Source organism: Microbacterium sp. SORGH_AS_0454 (assembly GCF_031453395.1).
Classification (GTDB): Bacteria; Actinomycetota; Actinomycetes; order Actinomycetales; family Microbacteriaceae; genus Microbacterium.
In genome coordinates this window covers 2,236,169-2,252,395 of sequence record NZ_JAVIYS010000001.1, presented here as the reverse complement: position 1 = coordinate 2,252,395, position 16,227 = coordinate 2,236,169, and the positions used below count along the sequence as shown (strand labels likewise).

At 70.0% G+C, this 16,227-nt stretch carries 13 protein-coding genes and 1 pseudogene; 13 read left to right on the top strand and 1 reads right to left on the bottom strand.

Features of this window, described 5'->3' with window-relative positions; translation table 11 throughout:
* Window positions 1-11 precede the first annotated feature (11 nt).
* The 13 genes and pseudogenes from QE454_RS10695 (at window position 12) to QE454_RS10635 (ending at window position 15,594) form a co-directional block, all read left to right on the top strand.
* Window positions 12-860, top strand: a complete 849-nt coding sequence (locus tag QE454_RS10695) for a nitrilase-related carbon-nitrogen hydrolase (protein ID WP_307455528.1) — start codon at window positions 12-14, stop codon at window positions 858-860.
* A gap of 1 nt (window position 861) precedes the next feature.
* Window positions 862-2,298: a dihydropyrimidinase gene (gene hydA / locus QE454_RS10690; protein ID WP_309668633.1), complete on the top strand. Its 1,437-nt coding sequence runs from the start codon at window positions 862-864 to the stop codon at window positions 2,296-2,298.
* 11 nt (window positions 2,299-2,309) lie between these two features.
* On the top strand, window positions 2,310-3,338 hold the full coding sequence (locus tag QE454_RS10685) for a TIGR03842 family LLM class F420-dependent oxidoreductase (protein ID WP_210074024.1): 1,029 nt from the start codon (window positions 2,310-2,312) through the stop codon (window positions 3,336-3,338).
* Window positions 3,335-4,309, top strand: a complete 975-nt coding sequence (locus tag QE454_RS10680) for an ABC transporter permease (RefSeq protein ID WP_307455530.1) — start codon at window positions 3,335-3,337, stop codon at window positions 4,307-4,309. The genes QE454_RS10685 and QE454_RS10680 overlap by 4 nt, the downstream gene beginning before the upstream one ends.
* Entirely contained in the window at window positions 4,306-5,112 is an 807-nt protein-coding gene (locus tag QE454_RS10675) for an ABC transporter ATP-binding protein (RefSeq protein WP_307455532.1), read from the top strand. Before QE454_RS10680 ends, QE454_RS10675 begins: the two co-directional genes overlap by 4 nt.
* Entirely contained in the window at window positions 5,109-5,885 is a 777-nt protein-coding gene (locus QE454_RS10670) for an ABC transporter permease (RefSeq protein WP_307455535.1), read from the top strand. Before QE454_RS10675 ends, QE454_RS10670 begins: the two co-directional genes overlap by 4 nt.
* 54 nt (window positions 5,886-5,939) lie before the next feature.
* The gene (locus QE454_RS10665; RefSeq protein ID WP_307455537.1) at window positions 5,940-7,112 is read left to right on the top strand and encodes an ABC transporter substrate-binding protein; all 1,173 of its coding nucleotides are present in this window, start codon (window positions 5,940-5,942) and stop codon (window positions 7,110-7,112) included.
* Window positions 7,113-7,197: 85 nt separating this feature from the next.
* Window positions 7,198-8,451: an LCP family protein gene (locus tag QE454_RS10660; RefSeq protein ID WP_307455540.1), complete on the top strand. Its 1,254-nt coding sequence runs from the start codon at window positions 7,198-7,200 to the stop codon at window positions 8,449-8,451.
* 64 nt (window positions 8,452-8,515) lie between these two features.
* Window positions 8,516-9,673 carry a glycoside hydrolase family 3 N-terminal domain-containing protein gene (locus QE454_RS10655; protein WP_307455542.1) on the top strand — a complete coding sequence of 386 codons (1,158 nt, stop codon included), beginning with the start codon at window positions 8,516-8,518 and terminating at the stop codon, window positions 9,671-9,673.
* A gap of 22 nt (window positions 9,674-9,695) precedes the next feature.
* Window positions 9,696-13,964 carry a DUF3418 domain-containing protein gene (locus QE454_RS10650; RefSeq protein ID WP_307455545.1) on the top strand — a complete coding sequence of 1,423 codons (4,269 nt, stop codon included), beginning with the start codon at window positions 9,696-9,698 and terminating at the stop codon, window positions 13,962-13,964.
* Window positions 13,965-14,030: 66 nt separating this feature from the next.
* Window positions 14,031-14,483: pseudogene (locus QE454_RS10645) on the top strand (NUDIX domain-containing protein).
* On the top strand, window positions 14,480-14,968 hold the full coding sequence (locus QE454_RS10640; RefSeq protein ID WP_307455547.1) for an N-acetyltransferase: 489 nt from the start codon (window positions 14,480-14,482) through the stop codon (window positions 14,966-14,968). The pseudogene QE454_RS10645 and the gene QE454_RS10640 overlap by 4 nt, the downstream one beginning before the upstream one ends.
* 314 nt (window positions 14,969-15,282) lie before the next feature.
* Window positions 15,283-15,594 (top strand): NIPSNAP family protein, encoded by a 312-nt coding sequence (locus tag QE454_RS10635; protein ID WP_210074005.1) that lies wholly within the window; start codon window positions 15,283-15,285, stop codon window positions 15,592-15,594.
* 69 nt (window positions 15,595-15,663) lie between these two features.
* Here QE454_RS10635 and QE454_RS10630 read toward each other — a convergent pair whose 3' ends face one another.
* Complete coding sequence (locus QE454_RS10630; protein ID WP_210074003.1) at window positions 15,664-16,161, bottom strand: MarR family winged helix-turn-helix transcriptional regulator; 498 nt, start codon at window positions 16,159-16,161, stop codon at window positions 15,664-15,666.
* Between the last annotated feature and the right edge of the window lie 66 nt (window positions 16,162-16,227).

Genomic DNA, 16,227 nt, shown 5'->3' with positions numbered 1-16,227 from the left:
GGGAGAATCGCATGACGACCGTGCGCGCAGCCATCACGCAGACCACGTGGACCGGCGACAAGGAATCGATGCTCGACAAGCACGAGCAGTTCGCTCGCGATGCGGCGGCGGCGGGTGCCGAGGTCGTGTGCTTCCAAGAGCTCTTCTACGGCCCCTACTTCGGCATCACGCAGGACCAGAAGTACTACCGCTACGCCGAGCCGATCGACGGTCCCATCGTGCAGCGATTCGCGGCACTCGCGAAAGAGCTCGGACTCGTCAGCGTGCTGCCCATCTACGAAGAGGCCCAGACCGGCGTCTACTACAACACCTCGGTGCTCGTCGACGCGGATGGGACGGTGCTCGGCAGCTACCGCAAGAACCACATCCCGCACCTCGAGAAGTTCTGGGAGAAGTTCTACTTCCGTCCGGGCAACCTCGGTTATCCCGTTTTCGAGACCGCCGTCGGCAAGGTCGGCATGTACATCTGCTACGACCGGCACTTCCCCGAAGGATGGCGCGAGCTGGGCCTGAACGGCGCGCACATGGTGTTCAACCCCAACGCCACCAAGCCGGGCCTGTCGAACCGCCTGTGGGAGGTCGAGGGCCCGTGTGCCGCTGTCGCCAACGGCTACTTCGTGCTGCAGCCCAACCGCGTCGGCCGCGAGGACAACGAGTACGGAGAGGATGCCGTCACCTTCTACGGCACGAGCCAGGTCATCGACCCGCGCGGCAACCACGTCGGCGCCGTCGGATCGTCGGAGCACGAGGAAGTGCTCATCCGCGACCTCGACATGGACCTCGTGCAGCAGATGCGCGACGACTGGCAGTTCTACCGCGACCGTCGTCCCGACACCTACGGCGAGATCGTGGAGGCCTGACATGGCGACCACCCTGATCACGGGCGGCACCGTCGTCTCGGCGACGGGGCGCAGCGCCGCGGACGTGCTGCTCGACGGTGAGACGATCGCCGCCGTGCTCGCGCCGGGCTCGACCCTGCTGGGCCACGACCTCGCGGCATCCGTCGACACCGTCATCGACGCGACCGGCAAGTACGTCATCCCGGGCGGGATCGACGCGCACACGCACATGCAGCTCCCCTTCGGCGGCACGAGCGCGTCGGACACGTTCGAGACCGGCACACGCGCCGCGGCCTGGGGCGGCACGACGACGATCGTCGACTTCGCGGTGCAGCGGGCCGGCGAGCGCGTGCAGGACGGCCTCGCGCACTGGCACGAGCTCGCCGCGGGCAACTGCGCGATCGACTACGGCTTCCACCAGATCGTCGGAGGGGTGGATGCCGACTCCCTGGCGGCCCTGCCCGGACTGATCGACGAGGGCATCTCGAGCTTCAAGATGTTCATGGCGTACCCGGGCGTCTTCTACGCCGACGACGCGCAGATCCTGCGCGCGATGCAGGTGGCCGCCGACACGGGGCTCCTGACGATGATGCACGCCGAGAACGGCCCCGTGATCGACGTCCTCGCCGAGCAGCTCATCGAGAAGGGCAAGACCTCGCCGTACTTCCACGGCGTCGCCCGCGCCTGGCAGATGGAGGAAGAGGCCACCCACCGCGCGATCATGCTGTCGAACCTCACCGGCGCACCCCTGTACGTCGTGCATGTGAGCGCGAAGCAGGCCGTCGAGCAGCTCGCGTGGGCGCGCGACAACGGGCAAAACGTGTTCGGCGAGACGTGCCCGCAGTACCTCTACCTGTCGTTGGAAGACCAGCTCGGCGCGTCGAGCGAGGAGTGGGGCGACTTCGAGGGCGCGAAGTGGGTGTGCTCGACGCCGCTGCGCTCGAAGCACGAGGGCCACCAGCACCACATGTGGCAGGCGCTGCGCACGAACGACATCCAGATGGTCTCGACCGACCACTGCCCGTTCTGCATGAAGGACCAGAAGACGCTCGGGCAAGGCGACTTCCGCGCGATCCCCAACGGCATCGGGTCGGTCGAGCACCGCATGGACCTCATGTACCAGGGCGTCGTGACCGGGCAGATCACGCTCGAGCGCTGGGTGGAGCTGACCAGCACGACGCCGGCGCGCATGTTCGGCATGTACGGCCAGAAGGGTGTCATCGCCCCCGGTGCCGACGCCGACATCGTCGTGTACGACCCGGCCGGGCACACCTCGATCGGCGTCGGCAAGACGCACCACATGAACATGGACCACTCCGCGTGGGAGGGCTACGAGATCGACGGGCACGTCGACACCGTCATCTCTCGCGGGAAGGTCGTCGTCGACGACGGCGCCTACATCGGGGCGAAGGGCGACGGGCGCTTCGTCAAACGCGGCCTGAGCCAGTACCTGGTCTGAGAGGAGAACCCATGGATTTCGGCGTCGTCCTGCAGACGAACCCGCCCGCCGCCCGCGTCGTCCAGCTCTCGCAGCTGGCGGAGGCGCACGGCTTCAGCCACGTCTGGACCTTCGACTCGCACCTGCTGTGGGAAGAGCCCTACGTCGTTCACTCGGCGATCCTCGCCGCCACCCGCCGCATCACAGTCGGTCCGTTCGTGACGAACCCCGCCACCCGCGACTGGACGGTCACGGCATCCACCTTCGCCACCCTCAACGAGATGTACGGCAACCGGACCATCTGCGGGATCGGTCGCGGAGACTCGGCCGTGCGCGTGACGAACGGGCGGCCCACGACTTTGAAGGCGCTGCGCGAGTCGGTGCACGTCATCCGCGAGCTCGGCAACTCCCGCGCGGTGGAGTACAACGGCGCGACGCTGCAGTTCCCCTGGAGTCGCGGGTCGAAACTCGACGTGTGGGTCGCGGCCTACGGGCCGCTCGCCCTCAAGCTCACCGGCGAGGTGGCCGACGGGTTCATCCTGCAGCTGGCCGATCTCGACATCGCCGAGTGGATGATCGCCACCGTCCGCCGCGCTGCCGAGGAAGCCGGGCGCAACCCCGACGACATCGCGTTCTGCGTCGCCGCTCCGATGTACATCGGCGACGACACCCCCGAGGCTCGCGCGCACATGATCGAGCAATGCCGGTGGTTCGGCGGGATGGTCGGCAATCACGTGGCCGACATCGTGTCGAAGTACGGCGGCGACTCCGACGTGCCGGCCGCCCTCACCGACTACATCGCCGGACGCACCGGGTACGACTACAACTCGCACGGCAAGAGCCACAACGACCACGTCGACTTCGTGCCCGACGAGATCGTCGAGCGTTTCTGCGTGCTCGGCACCGCCGAGGAGCACATCGCCAAGCTCGAGAAGCTGCGGGCCCTGGGAGTCACCCAGTTCGCGGGGTACCTGCAGCACGACAACAAGGAGGAGACGATGCGGGTCTACGGCGAGACCGTCATCCCCGCTCTCACTCCCCCGGTGACGGCGAAGCGGTGACCGATCAGGTGGTGGCACCCGGGACCGCGGCGGCGGTCGCCTCTGAGGAGCGGATGCCGCGCGGCATCCCCTCCTCCCGGGGGCGCGCCACCGCGATCCGCGTGAGCTGGGGCGTGGCCGGTGTCGCCGCGATCATCGCCGTGTGGGAGCTGTACAAACTGCTGGGGCCCGCCGATGGCGTCACCGTGGGCGGCGACGGATCGGCCGGGTCGGGCGTCATTCTGCTCCCCCGCACGCACGACCGCGCGATGCCGCACGTGTGGGAGATGGTGACGCGGATGTTCGCGCCCACCAGCGGTGGCGATACTCCGCCCCTGATCGTCTCGGTCGCCGCGGCCGCGGGCATGACGCTGGGTCTCGCGGCGCTCGGCTGGCTCATCGGTGTGGTCGTGGGGTCGCTGCTGGGGGTGGCGATGCAACGCTGGCGCCTCGTCGAGGCGGGGCTCCTCCCCTGGATCGTCGTCAGTCAGATCGTGCCGCTCATCGCTTTCGCACCGGTGGTCAACGCCATCGGGACACAAGTCGACCGATCCGGCTTCCCGTGGCCGCCGTGGTTCTCGGTCGCGCTCATCGCGTCGTATCTGGCGTTCTTCCCCGTCGCGATCGGCATGCTGCGGGGCCTGTCCGCTCCCGATGCGATACACCTCGACCTCATGCGCGCGAACTCCGCCGGGTGGTGGCAGACGCTCGTACGCCTGCGCCTGCCCTCCGCCGTGCCGCATCTGCTGCCCGCCCTGCGGCTCGCTGCCGCCTCGGCGGTGGTCGGCGCGGTCGTCGCGGAGGTCTCGATCGGCCTGCGCGGCGGCATCGGCCGCATGCTCATCCAGCTCGCGGGTCAGGCTTCGTCCGACCCGGCCGCCCCCTGGGCGCCCACCTTCGGCACCGTCGTGATGGGACTCGTCGCAGCCTTCGGCGTGACCCTGATCGGTGTCGCCCTTCATCGTTTCCGTCGCGGGGAGGACACCGCATGACCACCGCCACCTCTATCGACCTCGCCGTCCAGGCCTCGGGCATCGGCAAGACCTTCGCGACGGCCCGTGGGGAGGTCATCGCGCTGACCGGCGTGGAGCTCGACGTCGCCGCCGGTGAGTTCGTTTCACTCATCGGCCCCTCGGGCTGCGGCAAATCGACGCTCCTGCGGCTCATCGCCGACCTCGACTCCCCCAGCGTCGGCGAGCTCACGCTCTACGGCAAGACCGCGCACCAGGCGCGGCTCGACCAGGATTACGGCATCGCCTTTCAGCAGGCGGCTCTGCTGCCGTGGCTGACGGTCGCGGCGAACATCGCCCTGCCGCTCGACCTGCACAAGTGGGCGAAGACACGCCGCGACGCACGGGTGGCCGAACTCGCGGAGCTCGTCGGTCTCACCGACTTCGTCGACCGCTACCCCGACCAGCTCTCCGGCGGCATGCAGCAGCGCGTCGCGATCGCCCGCTCTCTCGCCGCGCAGCCCCGCCTGCTGCTGATGGACGAACCATTCGGTGCGCTCGACGAGATGACCCGTGAACGCCTGCAGTCCGAGCTCGCCCGCATCGCGGCCGACACGGGCGCCGCCGTCGTCTTCGTCACGCACTCCATCCCCGAGGCGGTGTTCCTCTCGGACCGGGTCGTGGTGATGAGCCCTCGCCCGGGCCGCATCACCGACGTGATCGACACGCGCCCCGGTCGCCCGCGCGATGAGGCCCTCCGTGAGTCACCCGAGTTCTTCGCCCGCGTCACGGCCGTCCGCGAGGCGCTGCACGGCGCCCCCGTCCAGCGGGCGAACGAGCGATGAACGCCGTCCGGCTCCCGGTCTGGGCGCGGTTCGCGGCCCCCGTCGTCGTGGGGATCGCCGGCCTCCTCGCCTGGTACGCGTTCGTCGCCTCCGGCAACGCGCCGCGCATGCTGCCCGACCCGTTCGCCGTCGCGGCGGAGTTCGTCGAGCGCACCCCACTCGTGTGGGAGGCCGCCGGCATCACCGGCACGAACGCGCTCGTGGGTCTGCTCGCCGGAACCGTCATCGCGATGCTGCTCGCCGCGCTCGCCGCGACCTGGCGTCCTGTCGACGGCATGACCGCCCCGCTCGTCGCCGCGCTGGCGGTGGTGCCGATCGTCGCCCTCACCCCCATCCTCAACACGATGTTCGGTGCGTCGAGCCAGTTCGGCCGCCAGGCGGTGGCCGGCATCGCCGCCTTCGTGCCGGTGTTCGTCAACACCCTCCGGGGTCTCCGGCAGACCCGCCCGGTGCAGCGCGACCTGTTCCGGGCCACCGCCGCCACCGGCGGACAGACGTTCCTGCGGCTCACGCTGCCCACCGCGCTGCCGTACCTGCTCACGGGCGTGCGGGTCGCGGCATCCCTCGCCGTCATCTCCGCCCTGGTCGCGGAGTACTTCGGCGGGCCCGCCGACGGTATCGGCACCGCGATCGCCACGTACGCCAAGTCGGGACGCGCGGCCCTCGCCTGGGCGTTCGTGGGCGGCGGCATCGCGATCGGGCTGCTCTTCTTCCTGCTCACCGCCCTGCTCGAACGGATCGTCGCCCGGCGCCTCGGCGCGCTGCGCCCGTAGACACTCACCGCCTGCTCCACCCGAACTGCTCCACCAGAACCGGAAGGACCACCCATGAGACACAGCACCCGTCGCGCTCTCGGCGCGATCGCGGGAGTCGCCGTCGCGGCCCTCGCTCTCTCCGCCTGCTCGGGCGGAGGATCGACGCCATCGTCGTCCGACGCCGACTTCACGCCGCTCACGTCGGTGAAATTGCAGCTGCAGTGGCTCCCGCAGGCGCAGTTCGCCGGCTACTACGTCGCCCTCGACAAGGGCTACTTCCAGGAGGAGGGCTTCGACGACGTCGAGGTGCTTCCCTCGGGCGGCGACATCGTGCCGCAGGACGCCCTCGTCGCCGGCGACGTCGACTTCGCCGTCGCGTGGGTGCCGAAGGTGCTCGGAACGCTCGAGAACCAGGGCGTCGAGCTCACCGACATCGCGCAGGTGTTCCAGAAGTCGGGCACGACCCAGGTGTCGTGGAAGGACTCCAACATCACCAGCGTCGACGACTTCGAGGGCAAGCGCATCGGCTCGTGGGGCTTCGGCAACGAGTGGGAGATCTTCGCCGCGATGGCCGACAAGGGCCTCGACGCCTCGACGGTGAAGATCACCACGCAGGACTTCTCGATGAACGCCCTGCTCGATAAGGACGTGGATGCCGCGCAGGCGATGACCTACAACGAGCTCGCGCAGCTGCTCGAGACGGTCAACCCCGCCACCGGCAAGCTCTACACGATGGACGACATCAACGTGATCTCGTACGAGGACACCGCGGGAGCCATGCTGCAGGACGCGATCTGGGCCGACACGAAGCGCCTGGCCGACGACCCCGCGTACGCGGACGCGGCCAAGCGCTTCCTCAAGGCGGTCGTGAAGGGGTGGGTGTTCGCGCGCGACAACCCCGCCGAGGCCGCAGACATCACGTACAAGGCCGCGACCGCTCCGGGCGTCAACGCCTTCCCGGTGGGGCCGACCCATCAGCTCTGGCAGATGAACGAGGTCAACAAGCTCATCTGGACCGGTGGGGAGTTCGGCATGATCGACTCCGCGGCGTGGGACAAGACGGTGCAGGGCGCGCTCAAGGCCGTCAACCAGGACGGGCTGAACCTCATCACCACCGAGCCGGCCGACTCCGCACACTCGAACGAGTACATCGAGGCGGCGCTGAGCGAGCTGAAGGACGAGGGGGTCGCCGTCGGCGGCAGCTACACCCCGATCGAGGTGACGCTCACCGAGGGCGGCAAGTAATCGTCCACCGGGTGGGGCGGTCGATTCTCCGGCCGCTCCACCCCTCGACTGCCCTCACCGCGAGTCCGCGTGGTTGACTACCGTGATGACGCCGCAGCCCCCCACCCGGCACGCTCGACGTGATCCCTCCTCGACCTGGCGCCGCGGAGCGAAGCTCGTCGCGATCGCCGTCACCGTCGTGCTCGTCGCGGCGGTCGCTGTGGGCGGCTTCTACGCCTTCTCGCTGTCGCAGCGGCTGCAAGAAGCCGCCGTACCCCTGAAGGACGCACCGGCCGAGCCGCCCGCGCTGAGCGCGTACAACGAGCCGTTCTCGGTGCTGGTCGTCGGCACGGACGAGTGCGACGACCAAGTCAAGGCCGCGTTCGGCGCCCGCTGCTCGGACCCCGGCAACGAGGGCACGCGCAACGACGTCAACATGCTCGTGCACGTGTCGGCCAATCCCCGTCGCGTCACGGTCGTGTCGTTCCCGCGCGACCTGCAGATCGGCATCCCGGAGTGCACGAACCCCGACGGGACGGTCTCGGACGCCTCGTACAAGGCGCCGATCAACTCCGCGTACGAGGCGGGCGGGCTCACGTGCGTGGCCGACACCGTGTCCGAGCTGAGCGGGCAGAGTATCCCGTTCGCGGCGAAGGTGAGCTTCGGCAACGTCGTGAACATCACGGACGCCATCGGCGGCGTGGAGGTCTGCATCGGTGGCGACGGCATCGACGATCCCGACGCGGGCATCGACTGGGAGCCCGGCCCGCGGGTGGTCAAGGGTTACGACGCCCTGGCCTTCCTGCGCACGCGCAAGGGCATCGGCGACGGCAGCGACCTCGCCCGCATCGGCAACCAGCAGCAGTACCTGTCTCGCCTCATCAACAAGCTCCGCAGTGACGAGGTGCTCTCCAACCCGGGCACGCTCATCGGCCTGGCCAACACCGCGGTGAACAACATCGAGCCGAGCGAGAGCCTCGCCGACCCGATCCGCATCGCGCAACTCGCGTACACGCTGAAGGACGTCCCGTTCTCGGACATCACCTTCGTGCAGTTCCCCGTGGTCGACGACCCCGCCGACAACAACCACGTCATCCCCGACCAGGCATCGGCGGCGACGCTGTGGGAGGCGCTGGACACCAACGCTCCCCTGCAGCTGACCGGCCAGGAAGGCGCGAACGGCGGCGTCATCGCCGACCCCTCCGCTCCCACCGCCGCGCCGAGCGAGCCCGCCCCCGAGGCGAGCACCCCCGCCCCGGATGCCACGGACGCCAGCGCCGCGCCGGGCGTGGTGGAACTGCCGAGCAACGTCAGCGGCACCAAGGCGAACCAGGCGACGTGCTCGGCCGGCAACGGCTGATCGAGGCCATCGGGTCGCGGTCAAGACCCGGGAACCGTCCAGAGTCGTCGGGGAGCATTGCGGGGTGAAAACCGCCACGCGCTCGACCGCCCTCTTGCTGCTCGCGGCCCTGGCCCTCACCTCATGTGCCCCGGCCGCGGCCCCCGCGCCGTCGACATCCCCCTCCCCCACCGCGACTCCCACGCCCACGCCGGCCGCCACTCCCGACCCCCTCGCGGGAATGAGCCTCGCCGACAAGGTCGGTCAGATGTTCATGGTCGGCACCTCGGTCGAGGGCGCCAACCCCACGACCCTCGCGGCCGTGCGCGACGACCACGTCGGCGGGATCTTCCTGCACGGACGGTCGGATGCCGGCACCCAGGCCACCGCGGGACTGATCGGGCAATTCACCTCCACCGTCAGCGCGGGCACCCCGGAGCTGTGGGTCGCCACCGACCAAGAGGGCGGCACCGTCCAGGTGCTGAAGGGCCCCGGTTTCGACCGCATCCCCTCGGCGGTCGAGCAGGCCACCCAGACCGACGCGGCGCTGCGCTCGTCGGCCGCGACCTGGGGCGCGCAGCTCGCACAGGCCGGGGTGAACATGAACCTCGCGCCCGTCGCCGACATCGTCACGAGCCCGGAGTTCGCGGCATCCAATCCTCCGATCGGCGCGCTCGCGCGCGAGTACGGCTACGACCGTGCCACGGTCGCCGCGAAGGTCGGAGCGTTCGCCGCGGGCATGCGCGACGGCGGCGTGATGCCTACCCTCAAGCACTTCCCGGGCCTCGGTCACGTCGACGAGAACACCGACACGCGCACGGGCGTGACCGACGACACGGTCACCGCGGACGGCGCCGATGTGGGCGTGTACGAGAGTGTGCTGCCGCAGGGCGACGCCATCGTCATGATGTCGACCGCCATCTACGCCCAGATCGACCCGAACGCACCCGCCGCGTTCTCAGCCGCGGTGGTGAACGTGCTGCGCGACCGCGTCGGTTTCGACGGGGTGATCACGGTCGACGACCTCTCGGCCGCCCGGCAGGTGCAGCCCTGGTCTCCGGCCGACCGCGCGACGCTCGCCGTCGACGCCGGTGTCGACCTGCTGCTCGTGTCGGCCGACCCGTCGGTCTACCCCGAGATGCACCAGGCCGTGCTGGCGCGCGCCGAGAGCGACCCCGCGTTCGCCGTGAAAGTGGATGCCGCGGCTCGACGGATCGTGGAGCAGAAGGCGTCGATGCCGTAGGGCCGCGATAAGCTGAAAGGCTGTGTCTGTCGAACCCGTCATCGTCTACCCGCCCGAGCTGCCCGTCAGCGCCGCGCGGGATGAGATCGCGCGCGCCATCCGCGACCACCAGGTCGTGATCGTCGCCGGGGCCACCGGCTCGGGAAAGACGACGCAGCTGCCCAAGATCTGCCTCGAGCTGGGCCGTACCTCCATCGCGCATACGCAGCCGCGCCGCATCGCCGCGCGGACGATCGCCGAGCGCATCGCCGACGAGATGCAGGTGCCGCTGGGCTCGACCGTCGGGTACAAGGTGCGCTTCACCGACAAGGTGTCGGCCGATACGCGCGTGGCGCTGGTGACCGACGGCATCCTGCTCAACGAGATCCACCGCGACCGGCTGCTGCGCCGCTACGACACGATCATCGTCGACGAGGCGCACGAGCGCTCGCTCAACATCGACTTCCTGCTCGGCTACCTCCGCCGCATCCTGCCCAAGCGCCCCGACCTCAAGGTCATCGTCACCTCGGCGACCATCGACCCCGAGAGCTTCGCGCGCCACTTCGCCGCGGCCCCCGCCGAGCCCGGCGGCGAGCCGGTTCCGGCACCGGTGATCGAGGTGTCGGGGCGGACGTACCCGGTCGAGATCCGGTATCGGCCGGTCGATGGCGCGGACGACGCGGGCGAAACTCCTGAGGATTCGGATGTGGACGGCGCCGAACCCCCCTCATCCCGAGGTCGCGCGGTCGCAGGGCCCTCGAAAGTCAGGAGTTCGGCACGACCCGCGGCCAAGACCCGGCGCGATGCCGACGACGCCGACGAGGTCGGAGCCGTCGTCGCCGCCCTGCGCGAGCTCGACCGCGAGCCCGCGGGCGACGTGCTCGTCTTCTTCCCCGGCGAGGCCGAGATCCGCGACGCGGCGGACGCCATCCGCGGGGCGTACCAGAAGGACGCCGCGCCCACCGAGGTGCTCCCCCTCTACGGGCGGCTGTCCGCCGCCGAACAGCACCGCGTGTTCGAGCGGTCCACGGTCGCGGGCGTGCGGCGACGCGTCATCCTCGCCACGAACGTCGCCGAGACCAGCCTCACCGTCCCCGGCATCCGGTACGTCGTCGACACCGGGACCGCGCGCATCTCGCGCTACAGCAACCGCTCGAAGATCCAGCGCCTGCCGATCGAGGCCGTCTCGCAGGCCTCGGCGCAGCAGCGCTCGGGTCGCGCGGGCCGCACCTCACCGGGCATCGCGATCCGGCTGTACTCCGAAGACGATTTCGCACGTCGTCCCGAGTACACCGAGCCCGAGATCCTGCGCACCTCGCTGGCATCCGTCATCCTGCAGATGCTCTCGCTCGGATTCGGCGACATCCAGGCGTTCCCGTTCCTGACGCCGCCGGACTCGCGGGGCGTGAAGGCGGCGTTCGACCTGCTCGTGGAGCTCGGTGCGGTGAAGCTGCCGGCGCCGGGGTCGCGCGGGGCCGACACCTCGCGCGACCGCGATGTGCGCAGCGACGGAGACCCGTCCCGGCAGGGCCGCGGACGCCGCGAAGACGACGGCCCCCGCCTCACCGAGATCGGCCGCGAGATCGCGCGCCTGCCGATCGACCCGCGGTTCGCTCGCATGCTCATCGAGGCGCGGCGAAACGACGTGCAGTCCGAGGTGCTGGCGATCGTGTCGGGCATGTCGATCCAGGACGTACGCGAGCGTCCGGAGGACCGCCGCGAGGAGGCCGACCGCTTCCACGCGCGCTTCACCGACCCCACCAGCGACTTCCTCTCCCTGCTCAACCTGTGGGAGTACCTGCAGGAGAAACAGGCCGAACTCGGCTCGAGCGCCTTCCGCCGGCTGTGCCGCAGCGAGCACCTCAACTACGTGCGCGTGCGCGAGTGGGTCGACGTGCACCGGCAGCTGCGATCACTGAGCGGCGAGCGCGGGTCGGGCGAGGCGCGCGGCGAGGGCGGGCGCGGCGACGGTGGGCGTGGGCGCGGTTCGGGGAACCATGTCCCACTTGGGGCTGGTTCAGCACCCTCCAGGCCGCACAGATCGGGACGCGGCTCACTCATATCGGAACGCGGTTCGGCACGCGCCGACCAGGGCGACGGCCCCGAGGGACACGCAGCCGGCGATGCCATCCACCGCGCCATCTTGTCGGGGTTGCTGTCGCACATCGGCATCCTCGATCCCCGCACCATCGCGCCCGCCAAAGACCGCAAGGCTCCCGGCGACGCCCGGCCCACGAAGGGCGAATACATCGGCGCACGCGGCGCGCGATTCGCGATCTTCCCGGGCTCGGGCCTGAAGAAGAAGCGTCCCTCCGCGGTCATGGCCGCCGAGCTCGTCGAGACCTCGCGCCTGTTCGCCCGCACGGTCGCCGCCGTCGACCCGGCCTGGGCGGAAGACCTCGCCCCCGACCTCGTGAAGCGGTCGCTGAGCGAGCCGCACTGGTCGAAGGATGCCGGCTCCGCCGCCGCCTACGAGAAGGTCACTCTTTTCGGGGTGGAACTCGTCGGCCGCCGCCGCGTGCAGCTCGCCCGCTTCGACCGCCCGCTCGCGCGCGAGATGTTCGTGCGACACGCGCTGGTGGAGGGCGAGTGGGACCCCTCGGTGCTCGACAAGCGCCTCACGGCGTTCCTGCGCCGCAATCAGGAGCAGCGCCGCCTGCTCGAGAAGATCGAGGAGCGCGAAAGGCGCCGCGACATCCTGATCGGCGACGAAGCGGTGTTCGCGTTCTACAACGCGCGGATCCCCGCCGATGTCACCGACGTGCGCTCGTTCGAGGCCTGGTGGAAGGATGCCGCCGACCGTACACCTCACCTGCTCGACCTTCGCGAGTCCGATCTCACCGGCGACCGCGCCCAGGGCGACGACCGTGCTTTCCCGGCGCGGTGGCGTCAAGGAGACCAGACGCTCAACCTCGCCTACCGCTTCGAGCCCGGCGCGCCCGACGACGGTGTGACGGTCGTCGTCCCGCTGCCGCTGCTCGCGCAGCTGCGACCCGACGGCTTCGACTGGCAGGTGCCGGGCATGCGCGACGAGCTCGTCACCGCGCTGCTGCGCGCGCTTCCCAAGACCATCCGCCGCAACGTCGTCCCCGCCGCCGACTGGGCGGAGAAGTTCTCGGCCGAACTCGCCGAGAAGGGCCCCGAGCACGCGAACGGCCTCCCGAAGACGACGCTCGTCGATGCGCTCGCCGCCCTCGTGCAGCGCGTCGCGAACCAGCGGGTCAGCGCCGCCGACTTCGAGCTCGAGCGGGTTCCCGGTCACCTCATGCCCTCGTTCCGGGCCGTCGACGCACGCGGGCGCGCGATCGGCAGCGACCGCGACCTCGCGACCCTGCAACGCCGCCTCGCCGACCGCGCGCGATCGAGCGTCGAGTCGGCCGTGACGCGCGAGCGCCCGGCTGCCCGATCGGCTGCGAAAGTCGCCGAGGCCTCGCCGGCGTTCGCGTCGCGCTCGAAGCTCACCGGCTGGGACTTCGACGAACTCACCGAGGTCGTCGACACCCCGGTCGCCGGTGGCGTGGTCCGCGGGTACCCGGCGCTCGTCGACGAGGGCGACAGCGTCGCCCTGCGCGTCGAGGCGACACCCGAAGACGCCGCGCGACACACCCGTGCCGGAATCCGCCGCCTGATGCTGCTCGCCGTCCCCTCCCCCGCCACGTACGTTCTCGACCACCTCACCGCGAACGAGAAGCTCGCGCTCGCGGCATCCCCGTATCAGAACGCCAAGGCACTCATCGAGGATGCGCGCGTGGCCCTGGCCGACGACGTGCTGCTGCGAGAGAGCACGAGCGGCGTCGTCCGGACGAAGGCGGAGTTCGAGCGGGTGCGCGATGCGTACTCGTCCGTCTCCGTCGAGCGCACCTTCCAGACCGTGTCTCTCGCGGCCAAGGTCCTGCTCGCGCAGCGCGAGGTGGACCGCGCGATGAAGGACGCCTCGTCGATCACCCTGCTCGGTGCGCTGAACGACGTGCGCGGCCAGGTGACGGGGCTGATCTTCCCCGGTTTCCTCTCCCGCACCGGCCTCGCGCGACTGCAGCACCTGCCGCGCTACCTCGCGGGAGCGCTCGAACGGGTGAAGACCCTGTCGGACAACCCCGGCCGCGACCGCCAACGCATGACCGAATACGAGCGCGCCGCCGCGGGCTTCGTGGATGCCGGAGGGACGATGCCCCTCCCCGCGGACGCCCCCGCGCACCTCGTGCAGACACGGTGGTTGCTCGAGGAACTGCGCGTGAGCCTGTTCGCTCAGCGCCTCGGCACGGCCGAGCCCGTGTCGCCGCAGCGCATCGCGAAGGCGCTGAAGGGCGCGTGAGTCGCCGGGGCTCGCCCCTGACGAGACCCACGGCTGGCGACGGACGCACAGACCTAGACTCGACGGATGCCGATGTCGGACTACGTGCGCTCAATCCGGGCGCGGATCGGATCAGACCTGCTCCTGCTGCCCGGGGTCACGGCAGTGATCCGCGACGGCGACCGGTTCCTGCTCGCGCGAGATCGCCACGGCGGCTCCTGGAGCCTGATCGGCGGCGGGGTGGAACCCGGGGAGGAGCCCTCTTAGGCGCTCCTGCGCGAAGTGCACGAAGAGACGGGCGCGTCGGTCCGGATCCGCGGCATTGTCGGCGTCTACGGCGGAGAACCGATGATGGTCACCTATCCGAACGGCGACCGCGTCGGGTACGTCACGACCGCGTACGATTGCGAACTGCTCGGCGACGCCGTCGCCGACGGCGAGGAGCTTCTCGAAATCCGGTGGTTCGAGCGCGAGGCGATCACGGCTCTGGAACGCCGCGTCTGGATCGATCGCGTGATCGCCGACGTCTCGCCGCGATGAGCGAGGCCGTGGTGGTTCGGCGCGCCCGAGCGGACGATGCCGATGCGATCGCCGCGCTGCACGTGCGGTCTCGGGCGGCTTACTACGGCGACACGCTCTCGGCGGAGGATTCGGGGCACGACCGGCGCCCGATGTGGCGGCGCCTCGTCACGGAGCAGGGTGTTGTCGTTCTGTGCGCGGTCGAAGACGAGGTCGTCATCGCCTCCTGCTGCCTGCGTCAGCCTGCCGAGGCGAAAGAAGTGGAGCTGCAGAGCCTGTACGTGGAGCCTGCGCGGTTCGGGACCGGTGTCGCCGACACCCTGTACGCGTCTTTCGTCGCGGAGTCCCGGGGGCGTGCCGCCCATCTCGAGGTCTGGGACCGCAACGAACGCGCCAAAGCCTTCTATCGCCGGCGCGGTTGGCTGCCCAGCGATCAGACCCGCCCCGGTCCCGCCGGCGCGCCCTTCGTGACGTGGAGACTGGTGCCTCGCGCACACGCCGAGTGACGCGCCTCAGGCGCGAAGCAGCGCCTCACGCGCTCAAGGATCGAGCCCCGTCGTCAGGCGGTACCCGCTCGCTACGGCGCGGAGATGACCGGCCTCCGTCCCTGGCAGTTTTCCGGTGAGATCTGGCCGCCGACCGGGCCTTCTCGCGAGGCGTGGCGGGGTTATCGTCAGATCAGCAGCGCGCCTCACGGAACGACGATGGGGTGCGCCGCGGAAACGCCAGGAGAGTCCTCTCCGTGCTCCACCGCGACGTCATTCTCGTCCCCTCTGAAACCCGCGCCCTACATCGCACACCCCGGCGAAAGAAGAAAACGATGATCACGATCCACCTTCGCTACCAGATCGACGCGGCAGCGATCGACGCGTTCATCGAGTACGCCGAGAGATGGATGGAGATCGTTCCTCGGTTCGGCGGCGTCCACCACGGGTACTTCCTGCCCGCGGAAGGCGATAGCGACGAGGCCTTCGCGCTGTTCTCGTTCCCGTCTTTGGCGGAGTACGAACGATATCGGGAAGCATCACTCGTCGACCCGGACAGCGTCGCGGCCTACGACCTCGCCCAGCGCACGCGTTGCATCGTGCGATACGAGCGACGGATCCAACGGCCCCTGCTCCCCCGAACCTGAGGCGCAGCGAATCCTTGGAAATGACCCGGGTCCGGCCGCAACCCACCGGATCGAAAGCGCGTCGGCGACTCACACGCCGAGCGACGCACCCCAGTCACGCAGCAGCGCCTCGAGCGCGCGACGCTGCTCGGCGTCGAGGCCCGCCAGCAGACGCTGCTCGTTCGCCATGTGGGCGGTGAAGGCCTCGTCGATCACGCGGCGTCCGGCCGGTGTCAGCCGGATGACCCGCGCGCGCCCGTCGTCGGCGTCGCCATCGCGCACCACGAGACCGGATGCCAGGAGTCGATCGACGCGCTTGGTCACCGCCCCGCTGGTCACCATCGTGTGGCGCGCGAGTTCGCCGGGGGCCGCGGCGAAGGGCTCCCCCGCGCGGCGGAGAGCGGCGAGGATGTCGAACTCCCCCTCGCCGAGACCGTAGCGGCGGTAGACGGCGAGTAGCTCGTCGCGCAGATGATCGGCGAGACGGTGCAGGCGTCCGATCACCTGCATCGGCGAGACGTCGATGTCGGGGCGTTCGGCCTGCCACTGCGCCGTGAGGGCGTCGACGCGATCGGTCGTCGGGGTCATGGCATCCATTCTATCTTCCGCGGAAAGTACAATATCTTCCATGGAAGCAAAATGGCGCATCGTCGC